This is a genomic window from Streptomyces africanus, from assembly GCF_030816955.1.
Classification (GTDB): Bacteria; Actinomycetota; Actinomycetes; order Streptomycetales; family Streptomycetaceae; genus Streptomyces; species Streptomyces africanus.
In genome coordinates, this window is record NZ_JAUSYP010000001.1 from 5,468,230 (window position 1) to 5,483,632 (window position 15,403).

Consider the following 15,403-nt stretch of genomic DNA (forward strand, 5'->3'; position numbering starts at 1 on the left):
CCGATACGCGGCGTACTGGTCGACCCTGGGCAACTCACTCGAACGAGGCACGGCGAGGGCCCCGCCCCGGTGCGGAACCGGAGACGGGGCCCTCGAAGGACTGCCGAGGAAGACCTCAGTAGCGGCGCGTGATCAGCGCACGCTTCACCTCGGCGATCGCCTTCGTGACCTCGATGCCGCGCGGGCAGGCGTCCGTGCAGTTGAAGGTCGTGCGGCAGCGCCAGACGCCGTCGCGGTCGTTGAGGATCTCCAGGCGCTGTTCGCTCGCCTCGTCACGCGAGTCGAAGATGAAGCGGTGCGCATTGACGATGGCCGCCGGGCCGAAGTACTGGCCGTCGTTCCAGAAGACCGGGCACGACGTGGTGCAGGCCGCGCAGAGGATGCACTTCGTCGTGTCGTCGAAGCGCTCGCGGTCCTCGGCCGACTGGAGACGCTCGCGCGTGGGCTCGTTCGTGTCCTTCGTGATGAGGAAGGGCATGACGTCCCGGTACGCCTGGAAGAACGGCTCCATGTCCACGACCAGGTCCTTCAGGACCGTCAGGCCCTTTATGGCCTCGACCGTGATCGGCTTCTCGGGGTTGATGTCCTTGATCAGCGTCTTGCAGGCAAGGCGGTTCTTGCCGTTGATCCGCATGGCGTCCGAGCCGCAGATGCCGTGCGCGCAGGAGCGGCGGAACGTCAGCGTGCCGTCGAGCTCCCACTTGATCTTGTGGAGGGCGTCGAGGACGCGCTCCTTCGGGTCGATCTCCAGCTGGAAGTCTTCCCAGCTGGCCTCCGCCGCGACCTCCGGGTTGAACCGGCGGATGCGGAAGGTGACCGTGATGTAGGGGGAGTCGGCGAAACCGGGCTCGGGCTTGCCGGCCGCGTCTTCCTTGTCCAGAACGGGGGTAGCCATCAGTACTTACGCTCCATCGGCTGGTAGCGGGTCTGGACGACCGGCTTGTAGTCGAGACGGACGGTTTCGGAGCCGTCGGCGCCGACCTCGCGGTACGCCATGGTGTGCCGCATGAAGTTGACGTCGTCGCGGTTCGGGTAGTCCTCGCGGTAGTGACCGCCGCGGGACTCCTTGCGGGCGAGCGCGGAGACGGCCATGACCTCGGCGAGGTCGAGCAGGTTGCCCAGCTCGATGGCCTCCAGCAGGTCCGTGTTGAACCGCTTGCCCTTGTCCTGGATGGACACGTTCTTGTAGCGCTCGCGCAGCTCCGCGATCTTCTCGACCGCCGTCTTGATCGTCTGCTCGGTGCGGAACACCATGACGTTGGCGTCCATGGTCTCCTGCAGCTCACGGCGCAGCGTCGTCACGCGCTCGGTGCCGGTGGAGTCGCGCAGCATCTCCACCTGCTTGAGCACGAACTCGGCCGGGTTCTCCGGCAGCTCGACGAAGTCCGCCGTCTGGGAGTACTCGGCCGCGGCGATGCCGGCCCGCTTGCCGAAGACGTTGATGTCCAGCAGCGAGTTCGTGCCGAGGCGGTTCGCGCCGTGCACCGACACGCAGGCGACCTCGCCGGCCGCGTACAGGCCCGGGACGACCGTGGTGTTGTCCGCCAGGACCTCACCCTCGACGTTCGTCGGGATACCGCCCATCGCGTAGTGGGCCGTGGGCTGGATCGGGATCGGGTCCGTGTACGGCTCGATGCCGAGGTACGTACGGGCGAACTCGGTGATGTCGGGCAGCTTGGCGTCCAGCTGCTCCGGCGGGAGGTGGGTGAGGTCGAGGTAGACGTGGTCGCCCTCGGGACCGCAGCCGCGGCCTTCCCGGATCTCCGTGTAGATGGAGCGGGACACGACGTCACGGGACGCGAGGTCCTTCATGACCGGCGCGTACTTCTCCATGAAGCGCTCGCCGTCCTTGTTGCGGAGGATGCCGCCCTCACCACGGGCGCCCTCCGTCAGCAGGATGCCCATGCGCCAGATGCCGGTCGGGTGGAACTGGAAGAACTCCATGTCCTCCAGCGGGATGCCCCGGCGGTAGACCGCCGCCTGGCCGTCACCCGTCAGCGTGTGCGCGTTGGACGTCACCTTGAAGAACTTGCCGCAGCCGCCGGACGCGTAGATCACGGCCTTCGCCTGGAAGACGTGGATCTCACCGGTGGCCAGCTCGTACGCCACCACACCGGCCGAGCGCTTGACGCCGTCGACCTCGGTGATCAGCTGGTCCAGGACGTAGAACTCGTTGTAGAACTCCACGCCCTCCTTGACGCAGTTCTGGTACAGCGTCTGGAGGATCATGTGGCCCGTGCGGTCGGCCGCGTAGCAGGAGCGGCGGACCGGGGCCTCGCCGTGGTTACGCGAGTGACCGCCGAAGCGGCGCTGGTCGATCGTGCCGTTCGGGGTGCGGTTGAACGGCAGGCCCATCTTCTCCAGGTCGAGGACGGAGTCGATGGCCTCCTTCGCCAGGATCTCGGCGGCGTCCTGGTCGACCAGGTAGTCACCGCCCTTGACCGTGTCGAAGGTGTGCCACTCCCAGTTGTCCTCCTCCACGTTGGCCAGCGCGGCGGCCATGCCGCCCTGCGCGGCGCCCGTGTGGGAGCGGGTGGGGTAGAGCTTGGTGAGCACGGCGGTGCGGCTGCGCTTCGTCGACTCGATGGCGGCGCGCATACCGGCGCCACCGGCGCCGACGATGACGGTGTCGTACTTGTGGATCTTCATGATTCTCGCAGCCCCGTGCCTAGCGGATGTTCGGGTCGAAGGTGAAGATCACCAGCGTGCCCAGCAGGATGGTGAACACCGTGGCGGTGTAGAGCAGGCCCTTGAGCCACAGCCGCGTGTTCGCGCTCTCCGCGTAGTCGTTGATGACCGTGCGCAGGCCGTTGGCGCCGTGCAGCATGGCGAGCCAGAGCATCAGCAGGTCCCAGACCTGCCAGAAGGGGCTCGCCCAGCGGCCCGCCACGAAGGCGAAGCCGATCTTGGAGACACCGCCGTCCAGCACGAGCTGGATCAGCAGGTGGCCGAGGACCAGCACGACCAGCACCACGCCCGACAGGCGCATGAACAGCCACGCGGCCAGCTCGAAGTTGCCCCGGGTGGACTTGGGGGTCTTCTTGGTGCGCTTGCGCGGGGCCTCGATGAAGGGCGCCGGGTTGTCGACGGTGTAGACGGCGCCACCCTCGACGGGGCCGACGCCGGCGGCGGACTTCTCAGTCGTGGACATTGGCGTCAGCTCCCGAAGAGTTCACGAGCGGCGTGGCCGAGGACGGGGTAGATGGCCCCGAGCATCAGCACGACCCAGAGCGCGACGACGGTCCAGAGCATCTGCTTCTGGTAGCGCGCGCCCTTGATCCAGAAGTCGACGGCGATGACGCGCAGACCGTTGAGCGCGTGGAAGAGGATGGCGGCGACGAGGCCGTACTCCAGCAGCGCGACGATCGGCGTCTTGTACGTGGCCACGACGTTGTCGTAGGCCTCGGGGGAGACACGCACGAGGGCGGTGTCCAGCACGTGAACGAACAGGAAGAAGAAGATGAGGACGCCGGTGACTCGGTGAGCCACCCAGGACCACATTCCTTCCCGGCCGCGGTACAGCGTTCCAGCCGGCACGGAAGTTTCCTCCGGGAGCGGGGATTGGGGCCGCGCCGGCTTGGTGTGTCGGTCGGGCCCGGCCGGGTACGGTCCACCGGCCCCCAGCATCGTAGCGAGGCGCTGCCGCTGGGCTGAGCCGGGGTCTGGCTGTGTGATCAAACTGGCATGCGTACGGGCTAGCCTTCGGCGGCTTCTGGGGTGGGGTGTCCTGTTATCTGCCGGGTGCGGCGCCGTCGTGGCTGGTCGCGCAGTTCCCCGCGCCCCTTAGGGCCTCGACCAGCCGCGCCCTTGCAAGGCGCCGGAGTTCTTCCGCCACCACCATCCGCTCCTCCTCCGGATCGTTGGTCAATCGTGACCGGATGGCTTCCAGGAGGCGGTCCAGGGTCTCTCTCGGCGGCACGTCAGCCAGGCAGATGACGAACACATGTCCGAAGCGGGCCTCGTAGGCCGCGTGGGCCGCGCTGAGAGCCGTGTGGGCCGCGGAGTACGTGCCGGGCGGGAGCGTCGGCAGGGACTCGGCTGCCAGGGCCTCGGTCAGGTCGGGCCAGGAGAGGTCGTAGGCCGCCTCGTCCGCCGCGGCCAGCAGGGAGTCCAGGTCCGGATAGGGGCGGTGTTCCGCGACGCGGCGGCACCAGCGGAGGCTGCGCAGGCAGGCGAGGAGCGTCTGCTCCAGGGCCTCGGCGGAGGCCGCGTTGAAGGGCTCCACCGGTATGGCGAGCCGGCCGGGGAGGTCTGGGAGACGGTGCGCAGGCAGCGTGGGTCCTCGTGGGCGTCACGTGTGTCGGCAGGGCATGTTGTGAGAGATGTGACGTCACGCTACCGAGTACGACCAAGACGTGTCCGACGGATGCCCGAATTTCACCCGGGAGAGAGAGATTCCGAACGCGTGGTGGACGCGCGTGAGGCGCCAGGGCGTCTTAGGTTGGCGAGGTGAGTCAGCACAGGCGCCGAGGTTCGGCGAAGCAGACGAAGCAAGGGAAGCAGCGGCAGGTGCTGGTCGTGGCCACCGCCGTCGCCCTGGTCGTGATCGCGGCCGGGGTGAGCCTGGGGCTCTGGGCGGCCTCGGGCGGCGACGGCGGGACCACCGGGGCGGAGGCCAGACCCTCCCAGGGCCGGTCCGCGGCCGCCCCGCAGGGCACCTCGCCGGAGAGCGCCCCGAGTCCGAGCCGCTCCTACGCCCTGTCCAAGGCGCCGCAGACGATCCCCGCCGTGCGCGAGCACACCGCGGCGCGCGGCCCGGGCTGGCGCCCCGGGAGCGGGGACCGCGTCGTCGTGGACGACCCGGCGCTGGCCGACGAGGGCCGGCTGATCGCCGGTGAGCTCGGGCTGAAGTACGAGGGCGAGAAGGACGACCGGCGCGCCGGGGACGTACGGCTGGCCCTCGAAGACGGCAAGAAGGCGAATCCCGAGTCGTACGTCATGACCGTGCGCGACGGGCGGGTGGAGATCAGCGGGCCCGCCGACGCGGGCGTCTTCTACGGCACCCGCACCCTCAAGCAGGAGGTGCACGACGGCGGCACGGCGCCCGAGGGCGTGGTGCGGGACGAGCCCGCCAAGCCGGAGCGCGGGTTCATGCTGGACATCGCCCGCAAGAACTACACGGCCGGCTGGATCGAGGACCGGATCCGCGAACTGGGCGATCTGAAGTTCAACCAGCTCGGTCTGCACTTCTCCGACGACCAGGGGTTCCGGATCGAGTCCGAGTCGCATCCGGAGATCGTGTCCCGGCAGCACCTGACCAAGGCGCAGGTGCGGAAGATCGTCGACCTCGCGCGGAGCCGGCACATCACCGTCGTGCCCGAGATCGACTCGCCCGGGCACCTCGGCGCGGTCCTCGACGCCCACCCCGACCTCCAGCTGCGCACCGCGCGGGGGTCGGCCGTGCAGGGGGCCATCGACATCTCCAAGAGCGAGAGCGCCGAGATCGTCGACGACCTGCTGAACGAGTACGCGGACCTGTTCCCGGGCGGGCCGTGGCACCTCGGCGGCGACGAGTACCAGGCGCTGGTGCGCTCCGACCCGGAGGCGTCGTTCCCGCAGCTGGCCGCCGCCGCGCGGGAGAAGTACGGTTCCGGCGCGACGGTCGCCGACCTCACCACCGGCTGGCTCAACGACCGGGCCGCCACCGTCCGCAAGCACCAGCGCGTCCCGCGCGCGTGGAACGACGGCTTCTTCAAGGACACCTCCGTCGACGCCGACAAGGACATCCAGGTCGGCTACTGGACCGGCAAGGAGATCGGGGCCCGGCCGCCGGCGGTGTACCTGAGCGCGGGCCGGAAGGTGATCAACTACAACGACGAGTTCCTGTACTACGTGCTCGGCGAGCCGCAGACCTTCGTCTATCCGACGGGGCAGCGGATCTACGAGCAGTGGACGCCGCGGGTGCTGCGCGACACGCAGGCCGTGCCGGAGCGCTACGACGGGCAGATCCTCGGCGGGGTCTTCGCCGTCTGGGGCGACATCCCGAACGCGCAGACGCAGGACCAGGTGGCGGCCGGGATCCGGATGCCGCTGCGGGCGACCGTCCAGAAGCTGTGGGACCCGGGCCGGCCCGAGCTGTCCTGGGCGGAGTTCCGGGCGCTCGCGGACAGGCTCGGCTGACCGCGGCCGAATCGGCCCGTACGGCTGCGCACTGCCGTACGGGTGTGGTGGTCTTCTGACGCGAGCCGAATCGAATATGCCGGGGGGGAACCGGAGCATGGGGTACTGGGGGTACTTCGTCGTGGGCCGTGGGCAGCGGCCGCTGGCGGAGCTGGACGCGCTGGCGGGGGCGACGGACGGGATGGTGCGGCGCACCTCCGCGCCCGGCGGGTGGCAGGTGTGGGAGTACCCCAGCAGCGACGGCGACGTGGGGAACATGAACGCCCTCGCCCGGGAGACCGGGGCGCCCGCGCTGTTCGGGTACGTCATGAACAGCGAGTGCGTGGTGCTGGAGGCCGCCGCGCCGGAGAGCGGGACGTGGACGACCTGCCTCGCCCGGACCGCCATGGCCGGGTACCTGGGGGCCGGCCGCGAGGGCCTCGCCCTGGAGGACTACTTCCTCGAACCTCGCGACGCCGCCGAGCACGCCGTCCGCTGGGCCGCCGAGGCCGGACACGAAGTGAACGCCGACGCCCTTGTGGACGTACTCACTTCAGACCCCGATCCCGTGGCTGAAAACCTCTTCTTCCGCTTCCTCGACCGCCTGGGCGTCGTGCCCCTGTGACGTTCCGGGGCCGTTGCGCGCAGTAAGGGGAAGTGCGGGTTCCGTGAGGGGTCAGGGCTGTGAGCAGGCCTGGTAGGGCCCCTGCAAGGCCCGCGGAGGGAGGCGTGATGAGCCTGGTGGAGTTGATCGCACAGGCCGACGAACGCGGGCTGGCCGCGAGCGGGCTGGCTTGTCTGGATCGGTGCGTGCCCCTGCTGGGCGGCGACGACGAGACCCTGCGGCCGCTGTGGGCGAGCCTCACCGACGGCGCGGGCAGCGGCGACTGGGGCGAGGGGCTGGAGCAGGCGCGCAAGAAGCTGGACGCCCCCGGCACCGGGGACGAGGCTGTCGTGCTCGCCCACCGGATGCTCGAGGCCGCTCCCGCCGAGCGGTCCCCAGCCGGGGTGCGGGTGTGGGCCGACGCCTGCTCCGTCGCCGCCCTCCAGATCCACCGCCTCCTCGACACCGCCGCCGACGACGCCTCGTCGGTCGCCGTGCGCCGCGAGGGCCGCACGGAGGGCATGTCGCCGCTCGTCGCCGCGGAACTGCGCCGCCAGATCACCGTCCTGGAGGTCCTGGCCGGACACGGACCGGCCGGGCTGCGGCGGGCGCTGGAGGTGTCGACCGAGGGGCGGCGGGTGCTGCGCGCGGTCGTCTCGCGCCGGAGCCGGCAACTGGGCTGAGCACCGGGCCCCCAGGGGGTGTCCGACCAGCCTAAACCCCCTTTCCTGGAAGAGTCCTGTGACTGTCGTAAGGCCGAGGTGGGGCGGTCCTGCGCCGCTTCGGGGAAGTCGCCGATTTCGTGTGACGAAACGTCACGCCGGAGCGCTTTCCGGGGTGTGACGACTCAAGCGGAAACCAGGCCCTCGGCCGCGGCGAAGCCGCTGCGGTGGGCTGCGGACACGGTGGCGACGATGCGCGAGGGAGCACGGCTGCACCTCGACTACTCGGCGCAGAGCCTGTGGAGCATCGACCGGATGATCGAGGGGATACGGCGGGAAGGAGCCCCGTACGCCGCCGTGCAGGAGGTGCTGCGCGGGTTCGGGGCCTACGCCGGTGAGGTGATGGCGCGCCAGACCGGGGCCGAGTGGTGGGCGACGGGCGGCGACCACTGGATCCGCACCCCCGACGGACGCCTCTGGGACCCCATCGACGAGGCCCGCCGCTGTTACGCCGGGCACGGCTCGCTGCGGCTGCTGTGCCGGGACGCGACGGCCGCCGAGCGCCGGCGGTAGCGTCAGCGCGGGAGCGCCACCGTGGCGTCGTCCTCGATGACGGGGCCGGTCGGCTCGGGGGCCGACTCGGCGGGCTTGGCGGCCTTCCCGGCGAGCGTGCGGATCTGAGGCAGGTCGTCGTAGAGGTGCTGGCCGGGGCACTCGGTCGGGTAGCCGTCGCGGTGGCCGGAGATGCGGTGCAGCGTGACCTTCTGGCCCGCTTTGTACTTGCCGTTGTCGGCACCGGCGGTCAGCACCGTCGTGCCGGTCGGGTCGATGCCGTACAGGCCGAGCTTCCAGGCCGCGACCTTGGCGACCGACTCGCGCACGGCGGCGTTCGCGGTCGTCTTGCTGTAGTCGCCGAGCACCGAGACGCTGCTGGTGGCGGTGTTGAAGCCGTAGGTGTGGGCGCCGAGGACGGGCTTGTCCATGCCGCCCGCACGGCCCTCGAAGACCGTGCCGCACTTGTCGACGAGGAAGTGGTAGCCGATGTCGTTCCAGCCGTTGCTGCGCACGTGGTAGAGGAACACGCCGCGCACGATCGACGCCGACTCGGCGCAGGTGTAGTCGTTGGTGCCGGCCGTGTGGTGGACGAACATCGCCTTGGTGTCGGTGGTGTAAGTGGGCGGGTCCTTCACCAGGGACTCGTCGGCGCCCCAGGCGGAACGCGACGTGACGGCGGGACGTTCGGCGCGGGGCGCGCCGGCGGCCGGTTCGACGACGTCCGGTTCGACGACGTCCGGTTCGACGACGTCCGGTTCCACTACGTCCGGTTCGGCGCCGTCCGGTTCGACGACCGTGGTCTGCACGGCGTCCGACCCGCCGTCCGGGTCGACCAGTTCGACGCGCAGCCCCTCGGGCAGCCGCCCGCCCGACACCCGCACCTGGACGCCGTCCGAAGGCCCGGTCCACAGCGGCTGAGTGCCGCCGCGGACTCCGGCCCGGTGGTGGTCGGGGCCGGTCTCGGGCGTCCGCACGTCGGTGTCGAGCGCGCGCCACGCGCTCCACGCGCCGCTGTCCCGGGAGCGGGTGCGCACGTGCGCGATGCCGTCCAGGACCGCGTCCGGGTCGTCCCACGTGACACCGATCATGCTGAACGGCTCGGTGGTGCGCGGGGCGAGGGCCCGCTCGTGCGGGTCACCGTCCGGCACCCGGACGGTGTGCACGCCGTCGGAAGAGGCGGCGGCGGAGGAGGTCCGGGCGGGCTGGGTCAGGCCGAGCGTGCCGGCGGCCAGGGCGGTGACGACGGCGGTGTGCAGCAGAAGGCGTGTCATTCGTGGCTCGATTCCGGTCCTCTTGGGGGGCGATGGGGGAGTCTTTCCCCCATCGCCCACCCGTCCGTTCGGTCTTCCGGAGAAATCCGGCGAACGGCCGAGGACCGGTCGAGTCGTCACGGCGTCAGCGTCTGGCCCAGGCGGGCGTCCGTCAGGGTGCCCAGCGTGGACTTGCCGAAGACGACGGAGTGGGAGTAACCGAGGCCGGTGCTGTTGCTCGGCAGGTACAGCAGGACCCCGTCACCCCCGTCCTCGCCGTCGGCGCCGAACGTGAGGTCCGCCCGGCCGTAGCCGGACAGGTCCGTCAGCGACACCGACGAGCCGAAGCGGTCACCGCTCTCCGTGGAGCCCGGGACGCCGGAGGTGTCCTGCGAGATCCCCACCGAGCCGGAGCCGGTCAGACCGGACGCGGTGCCCTTGACGAGGATCGCGTCACCCGCGTCGGCGCGGTTGACGCCGTCCCGGGTCAGGTCCTCGCCCGGGGCGCCCGCGAGGGCGTCCGCGTAACCGTCGGCGTTGTAGTCGCCGACCGAGACGGAGGTGCCGAGGGCGTCACCGGACTCGTTGCCGCCCGGCACGTACGCCGTGTCCTGGTGGATCACGGTCATGCCGGTGGTCGTGAAGCCCGTGGCCGTGCCCGGGACCATGGTGATCTGGCCGCCGGACTTCCCGCCGGACTCGGACGCGACCGGCTGGCCGATGACGATGTCGTCGTAGCCGTTGCCGTTGACGTCACCGGCGGCGAGGGAGCGACCGCCCTTGACGGAGATGACGCCCACCTTGGTCAGACCGGTCGCGGAGCCCGCGAAGCGGACGACCCGGCCGATGCCACCGGTGTCGCGGTAGTTCAGGGCGATGTCCGCGTAGCCGTCCCGGTTGAAGTCGCCGGTCGCGGCGTCGAGGTAGGAGACGGCGCCCGTGGCCGTGGTGAGCGTGCCGTACGCGGTGGCGCCGCCGGTCAGCCGGGCGTTCCAGTTGCCGCCCTTGCCGGTGCCGGCGGAGAAGACGTCCGCCTTGCCGTCGCCGTTGAAGTCTCCGACGGCGACCGTGGAGCCGAGCCTGGCGCCCGTCGAGGTGACCCCTGACGTGGTGTACGAGAAGCCGGTGTCGAGTGCGGGCCCGTACATCACCGTGACCGCGCCGCGGTCGGCGTGGCCGCTGGTGTCGTCCTCGCCGGGTGCGCCGATCGCGAGGTCGGCGTAACCGTCGCCGTTGACGTCGCCCCAGGCGCTGGACGTGCCGAAGCCGTCACCGGACTCGTGGGAGCCGGGTACGCCCGGGCTGCTCTGGCTGAGCGTCACCTTGGCGGCGGTGACCGGGCCGTCGATGCCGCCCGGGACGACGGTGACGGTGCCGCCGCCGCTCAGCGCCTTGGGCGTGCCCGCGACCAGGTCGGTGACGCCGTCCCGGTTGTAGTCGGAGGTGGCGAGGGCGTGGGAGATGCCCGGGGTCCTGGCGACCTGGGCGATCCGGGAGAGCTGGGAGTAGAGGTTGGCGCCGGGGCAGGCGGTGGCGTTGGTGTCCCGGTGGCCGAAGACCCGGGGCAGGGTGATCGAGACGCCCTGGTCGACCTTGTTGCCGTCCTGGCCGGCCGGGCTGCCCGAGGTGAGCGTCACCTTGCCGGTCGGATCGATGCCGTACATGCCGAACTTCCAGGCCACGAGCCGGGAGATCGCGTCGAGCGCGGCGCGGCTCGGCCGGGCCTTCTCGAAGTTGCCGATGTAGGAGATGCCGACGGTGTCGGTGTTGAAGCCGATGTCGTGCGGTTGTGCCGATCTCCCGACCCGTGCCGGGCAGGGAGCCTCCCGCTCGGTGTGACATTTCGCCGGAGCACGGCGCTGATGATCGTGGAGGGCAACTCAGTACGAACGAGGACGGTTCTTGGGCCAGCGAGAGGAACCCCGGCGCGCACACCCGCGCGACGGGGAACTGGGCGAGGCCGTCGAGCGGGCCCAGGACGGCGACGAGGCGGCCTTCGCGGTCGCCTACCGGATCGTGCAGCCCGGACTGCTCGGCTATCTGCGCGGACTGGTCGGGGACGACGCGGAGGACGTGGCCTCCGACGCCTGGCTGGAGATCGCCCGGGACCTGGGGCGGTTCAAGGGCGACGGGGCCGGGTTCCGCGGCTGGACGGCGACCATCGCGCGGCACCGGGCGCTGGACCATCTGCGCCGCCGGCGTGTACGGCCGAGGCCGTCCGCGCTGGAGCAGGACGTGCTGGACCTGCCCGGGCCGCACAGCACCCACGACCAGGCGCTGGAGGCCATGTCCACCGAGCAGGCCTTGCGGCTGGTCGGGGGACTGCCGCAGGACCAGGCCGAGGCCGTGCTGCTGCGTGTCGTGGTGGGCCTGGACGGACCCGCCGCCGCCCGGGTCCTGGGCAAGCGGCCGGGTGCCGTACGGACGGCCGCGTACCGGGGCTTGAAACGCCTGGCCACCCGGCTGGGCGCCGAAGGTGTGACGGATGAGGCTCCCCGGACGCTGGGGGAGTCGAAATGAACGATGCCGGCGGGCCGGGCGGAGTCGCCGGGTCCGGTGCCCTGAACAGGGCGGACGAGCGAGACGTATGGATCGGTCCCGGAACGCCGGACCGGTCGGCCGGGCCGGCCGGGTCGCACGGACCCGGCGGGCACCGCGGGACGCGTGGATCGAACAGGGACGGAACAGGACATGGGTGAACAGCAGAGCGGCGGCGGGTTTCCGGGCCGTCGGCGTGTCCACCCTGGGGGCCCCGCCTGCGACCACCGGGCGGCGCGGGACGCCGACGGCCGGCCGCCCGGCCACCGCGGGACGGCCGGCCTCGACAGCCCGGGCCTCGGCACCCGGCACGTCTTCGACGAAGCCGAGCTGGAAGCGCTGCTCGTGGCCGCCCTCGTCCGGGACCGGATCGACGCCGAGGCCGAACAGCGGGCGGTGGCCGCGTTCCTGGCCGCCCGGGACGCCGGCGTTCACCGGGCCCGCACCCGCCGCCGCGACGACTGGCGGTCCCGGGAGCGGTGGTATCCGGGCCGTTCGCTGAAGGCCACGCTCTCCGTGCTGCTCGCCAGTCTCACGCTGGGCGGGGTCGCGGTCGCGGCGATCGGCTCCGTGGGATCCACGGACGGCGCCGACGACCGAGGTCGCCCGCCCGCCTCCACCCGCGCCCCCGGCGCCTCGGCGGGCGAGACCGCCGGCACCCCGACCGGCTCCGCGTCCGCGCGCCCGGACCGCCCGGCCGCCTCCCAGGGCACCGAGGCCCACTGCCGCGCCTACGAGCAGGTCGACGGCCGGGGCAAGGCCATGGACGCGACGGCCTGGAAGCGCCTCGTCCAGGCCGCGGGCGGTGAGAGGAACGTTACGGCGTACTGCGCGGAGCAACTGGCCCGGACCGAGGCGAAGCCCGGCAGCACCGCCCGACCGGAGAAGAGCGCGGCCGCCCCCGGTTCCGCCGGCGCCGGCAACGGCTCGGCCAACGCGGACAACGGCGCGGGCAACGCGGGCAGCGCGGGCAGCGCGGGCAGCGGTGCGGGCAGCGCGGAGAACGGATCGGGGGCCGCGCGAAGCGGCGGCGCCGGCGCCGCCGACGGCACCTCGTCCGGGGCCAAGGGCAAGCCCGCCCAGCCCAACGACCGCCGTCCGTAGCAGAATCGCGCCATTCACTCAAAGGTGACGGTCTAACACATTCCGCATCCGGCTGTGCAGTTGAGACGCACGAGCGGGCAAAAGGTTGTGTGCACGTTCAGCGTCACCTCGGGCACGGGTTCATCACAAAAGACCGCCGACCTGGCCCGGTCTGCGTGCTATTGCAGGGATCGATCCAAGATCGCCTGATGCACGGGCCATGCAATGGTCAAGTCAAAAGCTTCCCACGGGCATTGACCACACCCGCGCATTCCCTTTTCCCCTTCGCAGGGCCCGTGCCGCTCCACCGATCAAGTGCCGCCCGACCCCAGGCGCGGCCCCCGCATCCCCTGCCGAGAGGGCACTTCATGGCCGACGAGATGGTGCGTCAAGCCCAGGTCTTCATCAACCGCACGTACGGCAGCCGCATCGGCATGACCGTCGAGGAGAACGGGCAGACCGGCTGGCCCACCATGTACGCCCTGACCCGCGCGCTCCAGTACGAGCTGGGCATCACCAGCCTGTCGAACAGCTTCGGCCCGACCACCCTGGCAGCCATCGCGGAGAAGTACGGCAAGATCGACGCGTCCAACGTGCCGTCCGCGGACTTCTGCCGGATCCTCCAGTCCGCCCTGTACTGCAAGGGCTACGACGGCAGCGCCATCGACGGGACGTACAGCGCCCGCATGCAGCAGTCCGTCACCCAGCTCAACGCCGACATGGGGCTGAGCGCGGTCTATCCGGGCAGCGCGCTGTGGCCGAAGGTCATCAAGGGCCTGTTCAACATGGACGCGTACGTCACCGTCAGCGGCGGCTCCAGCGCGGTCCGTTCGGTGCAGCAGTGGCTCAACGGCCAGTACGTCCTGCGCAAGGACTTCTACATCATCCCCTGTGACGGCCACCACTCGCGCGACGTCGCCAAGTCGATGCTCTTCGCCGTCCAGTACGAGCTCGGGATGGCGGACGGGACCGCCAACGGTGTCTTCGGTCCCGGCACCCAGACCGGCCTCAAGTCGCACACCCTGTCGGTCGGCAGCTCCGGCAACTGGGCGCGGCTCTTCACCGGCGCGATGATCCTCAACCAGCGGTCGGTCGCCTTCGGCAACTTCACCAGCGCGGTCTCCACCGCCGTCCAGAGCTTCCAGTCCTTCGCGAAGCTCCCGGTCACCGGCAAGGGCGACTTCTCCACGTGGGCCTCCCTCCTCGTCTCCTACGGTGACCAGAGCCGCAGCGGCGAGGCCTGCGACGGCGTCACCAAGATCACTGACGCGCGTGCGGCGGCCCTCAAGGCGGCCGGTGTGAAGTACATAGGCCGCTACCTCACCAACCCCAGCGCCACGTCTCTCCCCGAGAAGGCCATCCAGCCCGGCGAGCTGGCCACCATCGCCGCGAACGGCCTGCGCTGCTTCCCGATCTACCAGACGTACGGCCGGGACGCCGACGGCTTCAACTACGCCGCCGGACGGGCCGCCGGCCAGGCCGCCGCCAACGCCGCCCTCGACCACGGCTTCAAGTCCGGCACCCGGATCTTCTTCGCCGTCGACTTCGACGCGCTCGACCACGAGGTGACGTCGAACGTCCTGCCGCACTTCAAGGGCATCGTGGACGCGTTGGCCGCCGACGGCGGACGGTTCGGGGTCGGCGTGTACGGGCCGCGCAACGTCTGTACCCGCGTCGGCGAGGCCGGGCACTCCACCGCCTCGTTCGTCTCCGACATGTCCTCCGGCTTCTCCGGAAACTTCGGCTACCCGCTGCCCGCCGACTGGGCGTACGACCAGATCGTCACCCGCAGCGTCGGCTCCGGCGCCGGCGCCATCGAGATCGACGTCAACATCGCCTCGGGCCGTGACACCGGCCAGAGTTCCTTCAACGCGCCCCGGCCGCCGCGCCCCGACGTCGGCTTCGACGGCTCCTTCCTCAACGCACTGCACGACGACCTCAGCCGCTACATGCGCAGCATCGGCTACGAGGACGACGGTGGCACCGGCGCCAACGCGCGTCTCTTCACGCACACTCAGTGCTTCGAGACGATCATGTCGCACGACGCGCAGACCACCCAGCTGTCCCGCACGTACACCATGCGCAAGGCGATGATCCAGACCTCGGCGTACTGGGAGATGCGGCACTACGACCTGATCGACCAGGGCGTGGACCACCAGGTCGCCTCGTACCACCTCAACGGCGTCGGCATCGTCAAGGACTCCTCGACCGGTATCGCGCAGATCAGCGGCGAGGTCGGTATCCGCGCCTGGAACCACTGCATCGACAAGGGCTTCGTCACCGGCACCCGCACCGACCCGACCAAGGACGCCGACATCTGGGCGATGTGGCAGAAGGTCAACAAGGACAACGCCTTCGCCATGCGGACCGTGCCGCTGATCCACCTGTGGGGCGTCGCGGGCAAGCCCGGCGGCAAGAACCCGCCGGCCGGCGAGACGACCCTGCGCGCCATGAGCCTGAACTACACCGAGGGCGAGATCTTCGAGATCATCCGCCGCTACCAGGGCTGGGGCGACCAGGCCGAGGCCGATGCCGCCAAGCGGATGGGGCTGTACCACATCTTCGAGAAGTACAACAACCTTGTCCGGCAGCTCGCTGCCGGGTGAGGTGGT

The 15,403-nt window shown here is 70.8% G+C and carries 13 protein-coding genes and 1 pseudogene; 7 read left to right on the forward strand and 7 right to left on the reverse strand.

What is annotated here, in order from left to right:
* Positions 1-115: 115 nt before the first annotated feature.
* The 5 genes from QF034_RS25495 to QF034_RS25515 form a co-directional block, all read right to left on the reverse strand.
* Positions 116-895, reverse strand: a complete 780-nt coding sequence (locus QF034_RS25495; protein WP_307177119.1) for a succinate dehydrogenase iron-sulfur subunit — start codon at positions 893-895, stop codon at positions 116-118.
* Positions 895-2,649 (reverse strand): succinate dehydrogenase flavoprotein subunit, encoded by a 1,755-nt coding sequence (gene sdhA, locus QF034_RS25500; protein ID WP_306964488.1) that lies wholly within the window; start codon positions 2,647-2,649, stop codon positions 895-897. The genes QF034_RS25495 and sdhA overlap by 1 nt, the downstream gene beginning before the upstream one ends.
* Positions 2,650-2,668: 19 nt before the next feature.
* On the reverse strand, positions 2,669-3,151 hold the full coding sequence (locus QF034_RS25505) for a succinate dehydrogenase hydrophobic membrane anchor subunit (RefSeq protein WP_307177120.1): 483 nt from the start codon (positions 3,149-3,151) through the stop codon (positions 2,669-2,671).
* 5 nt (positions 3,152-3,156) lie between these two features.
* Complete coding sequence (gene sdhC, locus QF034_RS25510; RefSeq protein ID WP_010047075.1) at positions 3,157-3,537, reverse strand: succinate dehydrogenase, cytochrome b556 subunit; 381 nt, start codon at positions 3,535-3,537, stop codon at positions 3,157-3,159.
* 193 nt (positions 3,538-3,730) lie between these two features.
* A complete protein-coding gene (locus QF034_RS25515; protein WP_307177121.1) occupies positions 3,731-4,225 on the reverse strand; it encodes a 2-oxo-4-hydroxy-4-carboxy-5-ureidoimidazoline decarboxylase in 495 nt (164 codons plus the stop codon).
* A 284-nt stretch (positions 4,226-4,509) separates the two neighbouring features.
* Between QF034_RS25515 and QF034_RS25520 the strand changes: the two genes are divergently transcribed.
* The 4 genes from QF034_RS25520 (at position 4,510) to QF034_RS25535 (ending at position 7,938) form a co-directional block, all read left to right on the forward strand.
* Complete coding sequence (locus QF034_RS25520) at positions 4,510-6,120, forward strand: beta-N-acetylhexosaminidase (protein WP_307179968.1); 1,611 nt, start codon at positions 4,510-4,512, stop codon at positions 6,118-6,120.
* A gap of 97 nt (positions 6,121-6,217) precedes the next feature.
* Complete coding sequence (locus QF034_RS25525) at positions 6,218-6,724, forward strand: hypothetical protein (protein WP_307177122.1); 507 nt, start codon at positions 6,218-6,220, stop codon at positions 6,722-6,724.
* 107 nt (positions 6,725-6,831) lie between these two features.
* Entirely contained in the window at positions 6,832-7,386 is a 555-nt protein-coding gene (locus QF034_RS25530; protein ID WP_307177123.1) for a hypothetical protein, read from the forward strand.
* A 156-nt stretch (positions 7,387-7,542) separates the two neighbouring features.
* Complete coding sequence (locus QF034_RS25535) at positions 7,543-7,938, forward strand: hypothetical protein (protein WP_307177124.1); 396 nt, start codon at positions 7,543-7,545, stop codon at positions 7,936-7,938.
* A 2-nt stretch (positions 7,939-7,940) separates the two neighbouring features.
* On the opposite strand, the gene QF034_RS25540 is transcribed toward QF034_RS25535, so the two are convergent.
* Complete coding sequence (locus QF034_RS25540) at positions 7,941-9,191, reverse strand: peptidoglycan recognition protein family protein (protein ID WP_307177125.1); 1,251 nt, start codon at positions 9,189-9,191, stop codon at positions 7,941-7,943.
* 116 nt (positions 9,192-9,307) lie between these two features.
* Positions 9,308-10,954: pseudogene (locus tag QF034_RS25545) on the reverse strand (FG-GAP-like repeat-containing protein); the annotation flags it as partial.
* Positions 10,955-11,072: 118 nt separating this feature from the next.
* On the opposite strand from QF034_RS25545, the gene QF034_RS25550 reads away from it, so the two are divergent.
* From QF034_RS25550 to QF034_RS25560, 3 genes are all read left to right on the forward strand, one after another.
* On the forward strand, positions 11,073-11,690 hold the full coding sequence (locus QF034_RS25550; RefSeq protein WP_307177126.1) for an RNA polymerase sigma factor: 618 nt from the start codon (positions 11,073-11,075) through the stop codon (positions 11,688-11,690).
* Between the two features lie 171 nt (positions 11,691-11,861).
* The gene (locus QF034_RS25555) at positions 11,862-12,812 is read left to right on the forward strand and encodes a hypothetical protein (RefSeq protein WP_307177127.1); all 951 of its coding nucleotides are present in this window, start codon (positions 11,862-11,864) and stop codon (positions 12,810-12,812) included.
* Between the two features lie 347 nt (positions 12,813-13,159).
* Positions 13,160-15,397 (forward strand): glycoside hydrolase domain-containing protein, encoded by a 2,238-nt coding sequence (locus tag QF034_RS25560; protein ID WP_307177128.1) that lies wholly within the window; start codon positions 13,160-13,162, stop codon positions 15,395-15,397.
* Positions 15,398-15,403: the final 6 nt, after the last annotated feature.

Bases quoted from the DNA above. Each gene is read 5' to 3' on its own strand.
- QF034_RS25555 (WP_307177127.1), top strand. From the start codon at position 11,862: ATGGGTGAACAGCAGAGCGGCGGCGGGTTTCCGGGCCGTCGGCGTGTC.
- QF034_RS25495 (WP_307177119.1), bottom strand. From the start codon at position 895: ATGGCTACCCCCGTTCTGGACAAGGAAGACGCGGCCGGCAAGCCCGAG.
- QF034_RS25525 (WP_307177122.1), top strand. From the start codon at position 6,218: ATGGGGTACTGGGGGTACTTCGTCGTGGGCCGTGGGCAGCGGCCGCTG.
- QF034_RS25540 (WP_307177125.1), bottom strand. From the start codon at position 9,191: ATGACACGCCTTCTGCTGCACACCGCCGTCGTCACCGCCCTGGCCGCC.
- sdhA (WP_306964488.1), bottom strand. From the start codon at position 2,649: ATGAAGATCCACAAGTACGACACCGTCATCGTCGGCGCCGGTGGCGCC.
- QF034_RS25560 (WP_307177128.1), top strand. From the start codon at position 13,160: ATGGCCGACGAGATGGTGCGTCAAGCCCAGGTCTTCATCAACCGCACG.
- QF034_RS25505 (WP_307177120.1), bottom strand. From the start codon at position 3,151: ATGTCCACGACTGAGAAGTCCGCCGCCGGCGTCGGCCCCGTCGAGGGT.
- QF034_RS25530 (WP_307177123.1), top strand. From the start codon at position 6,832: ATGAGCCTGGTGGAGTTGATCGCACAGGCCGACGAACGCGGGCTGGCC.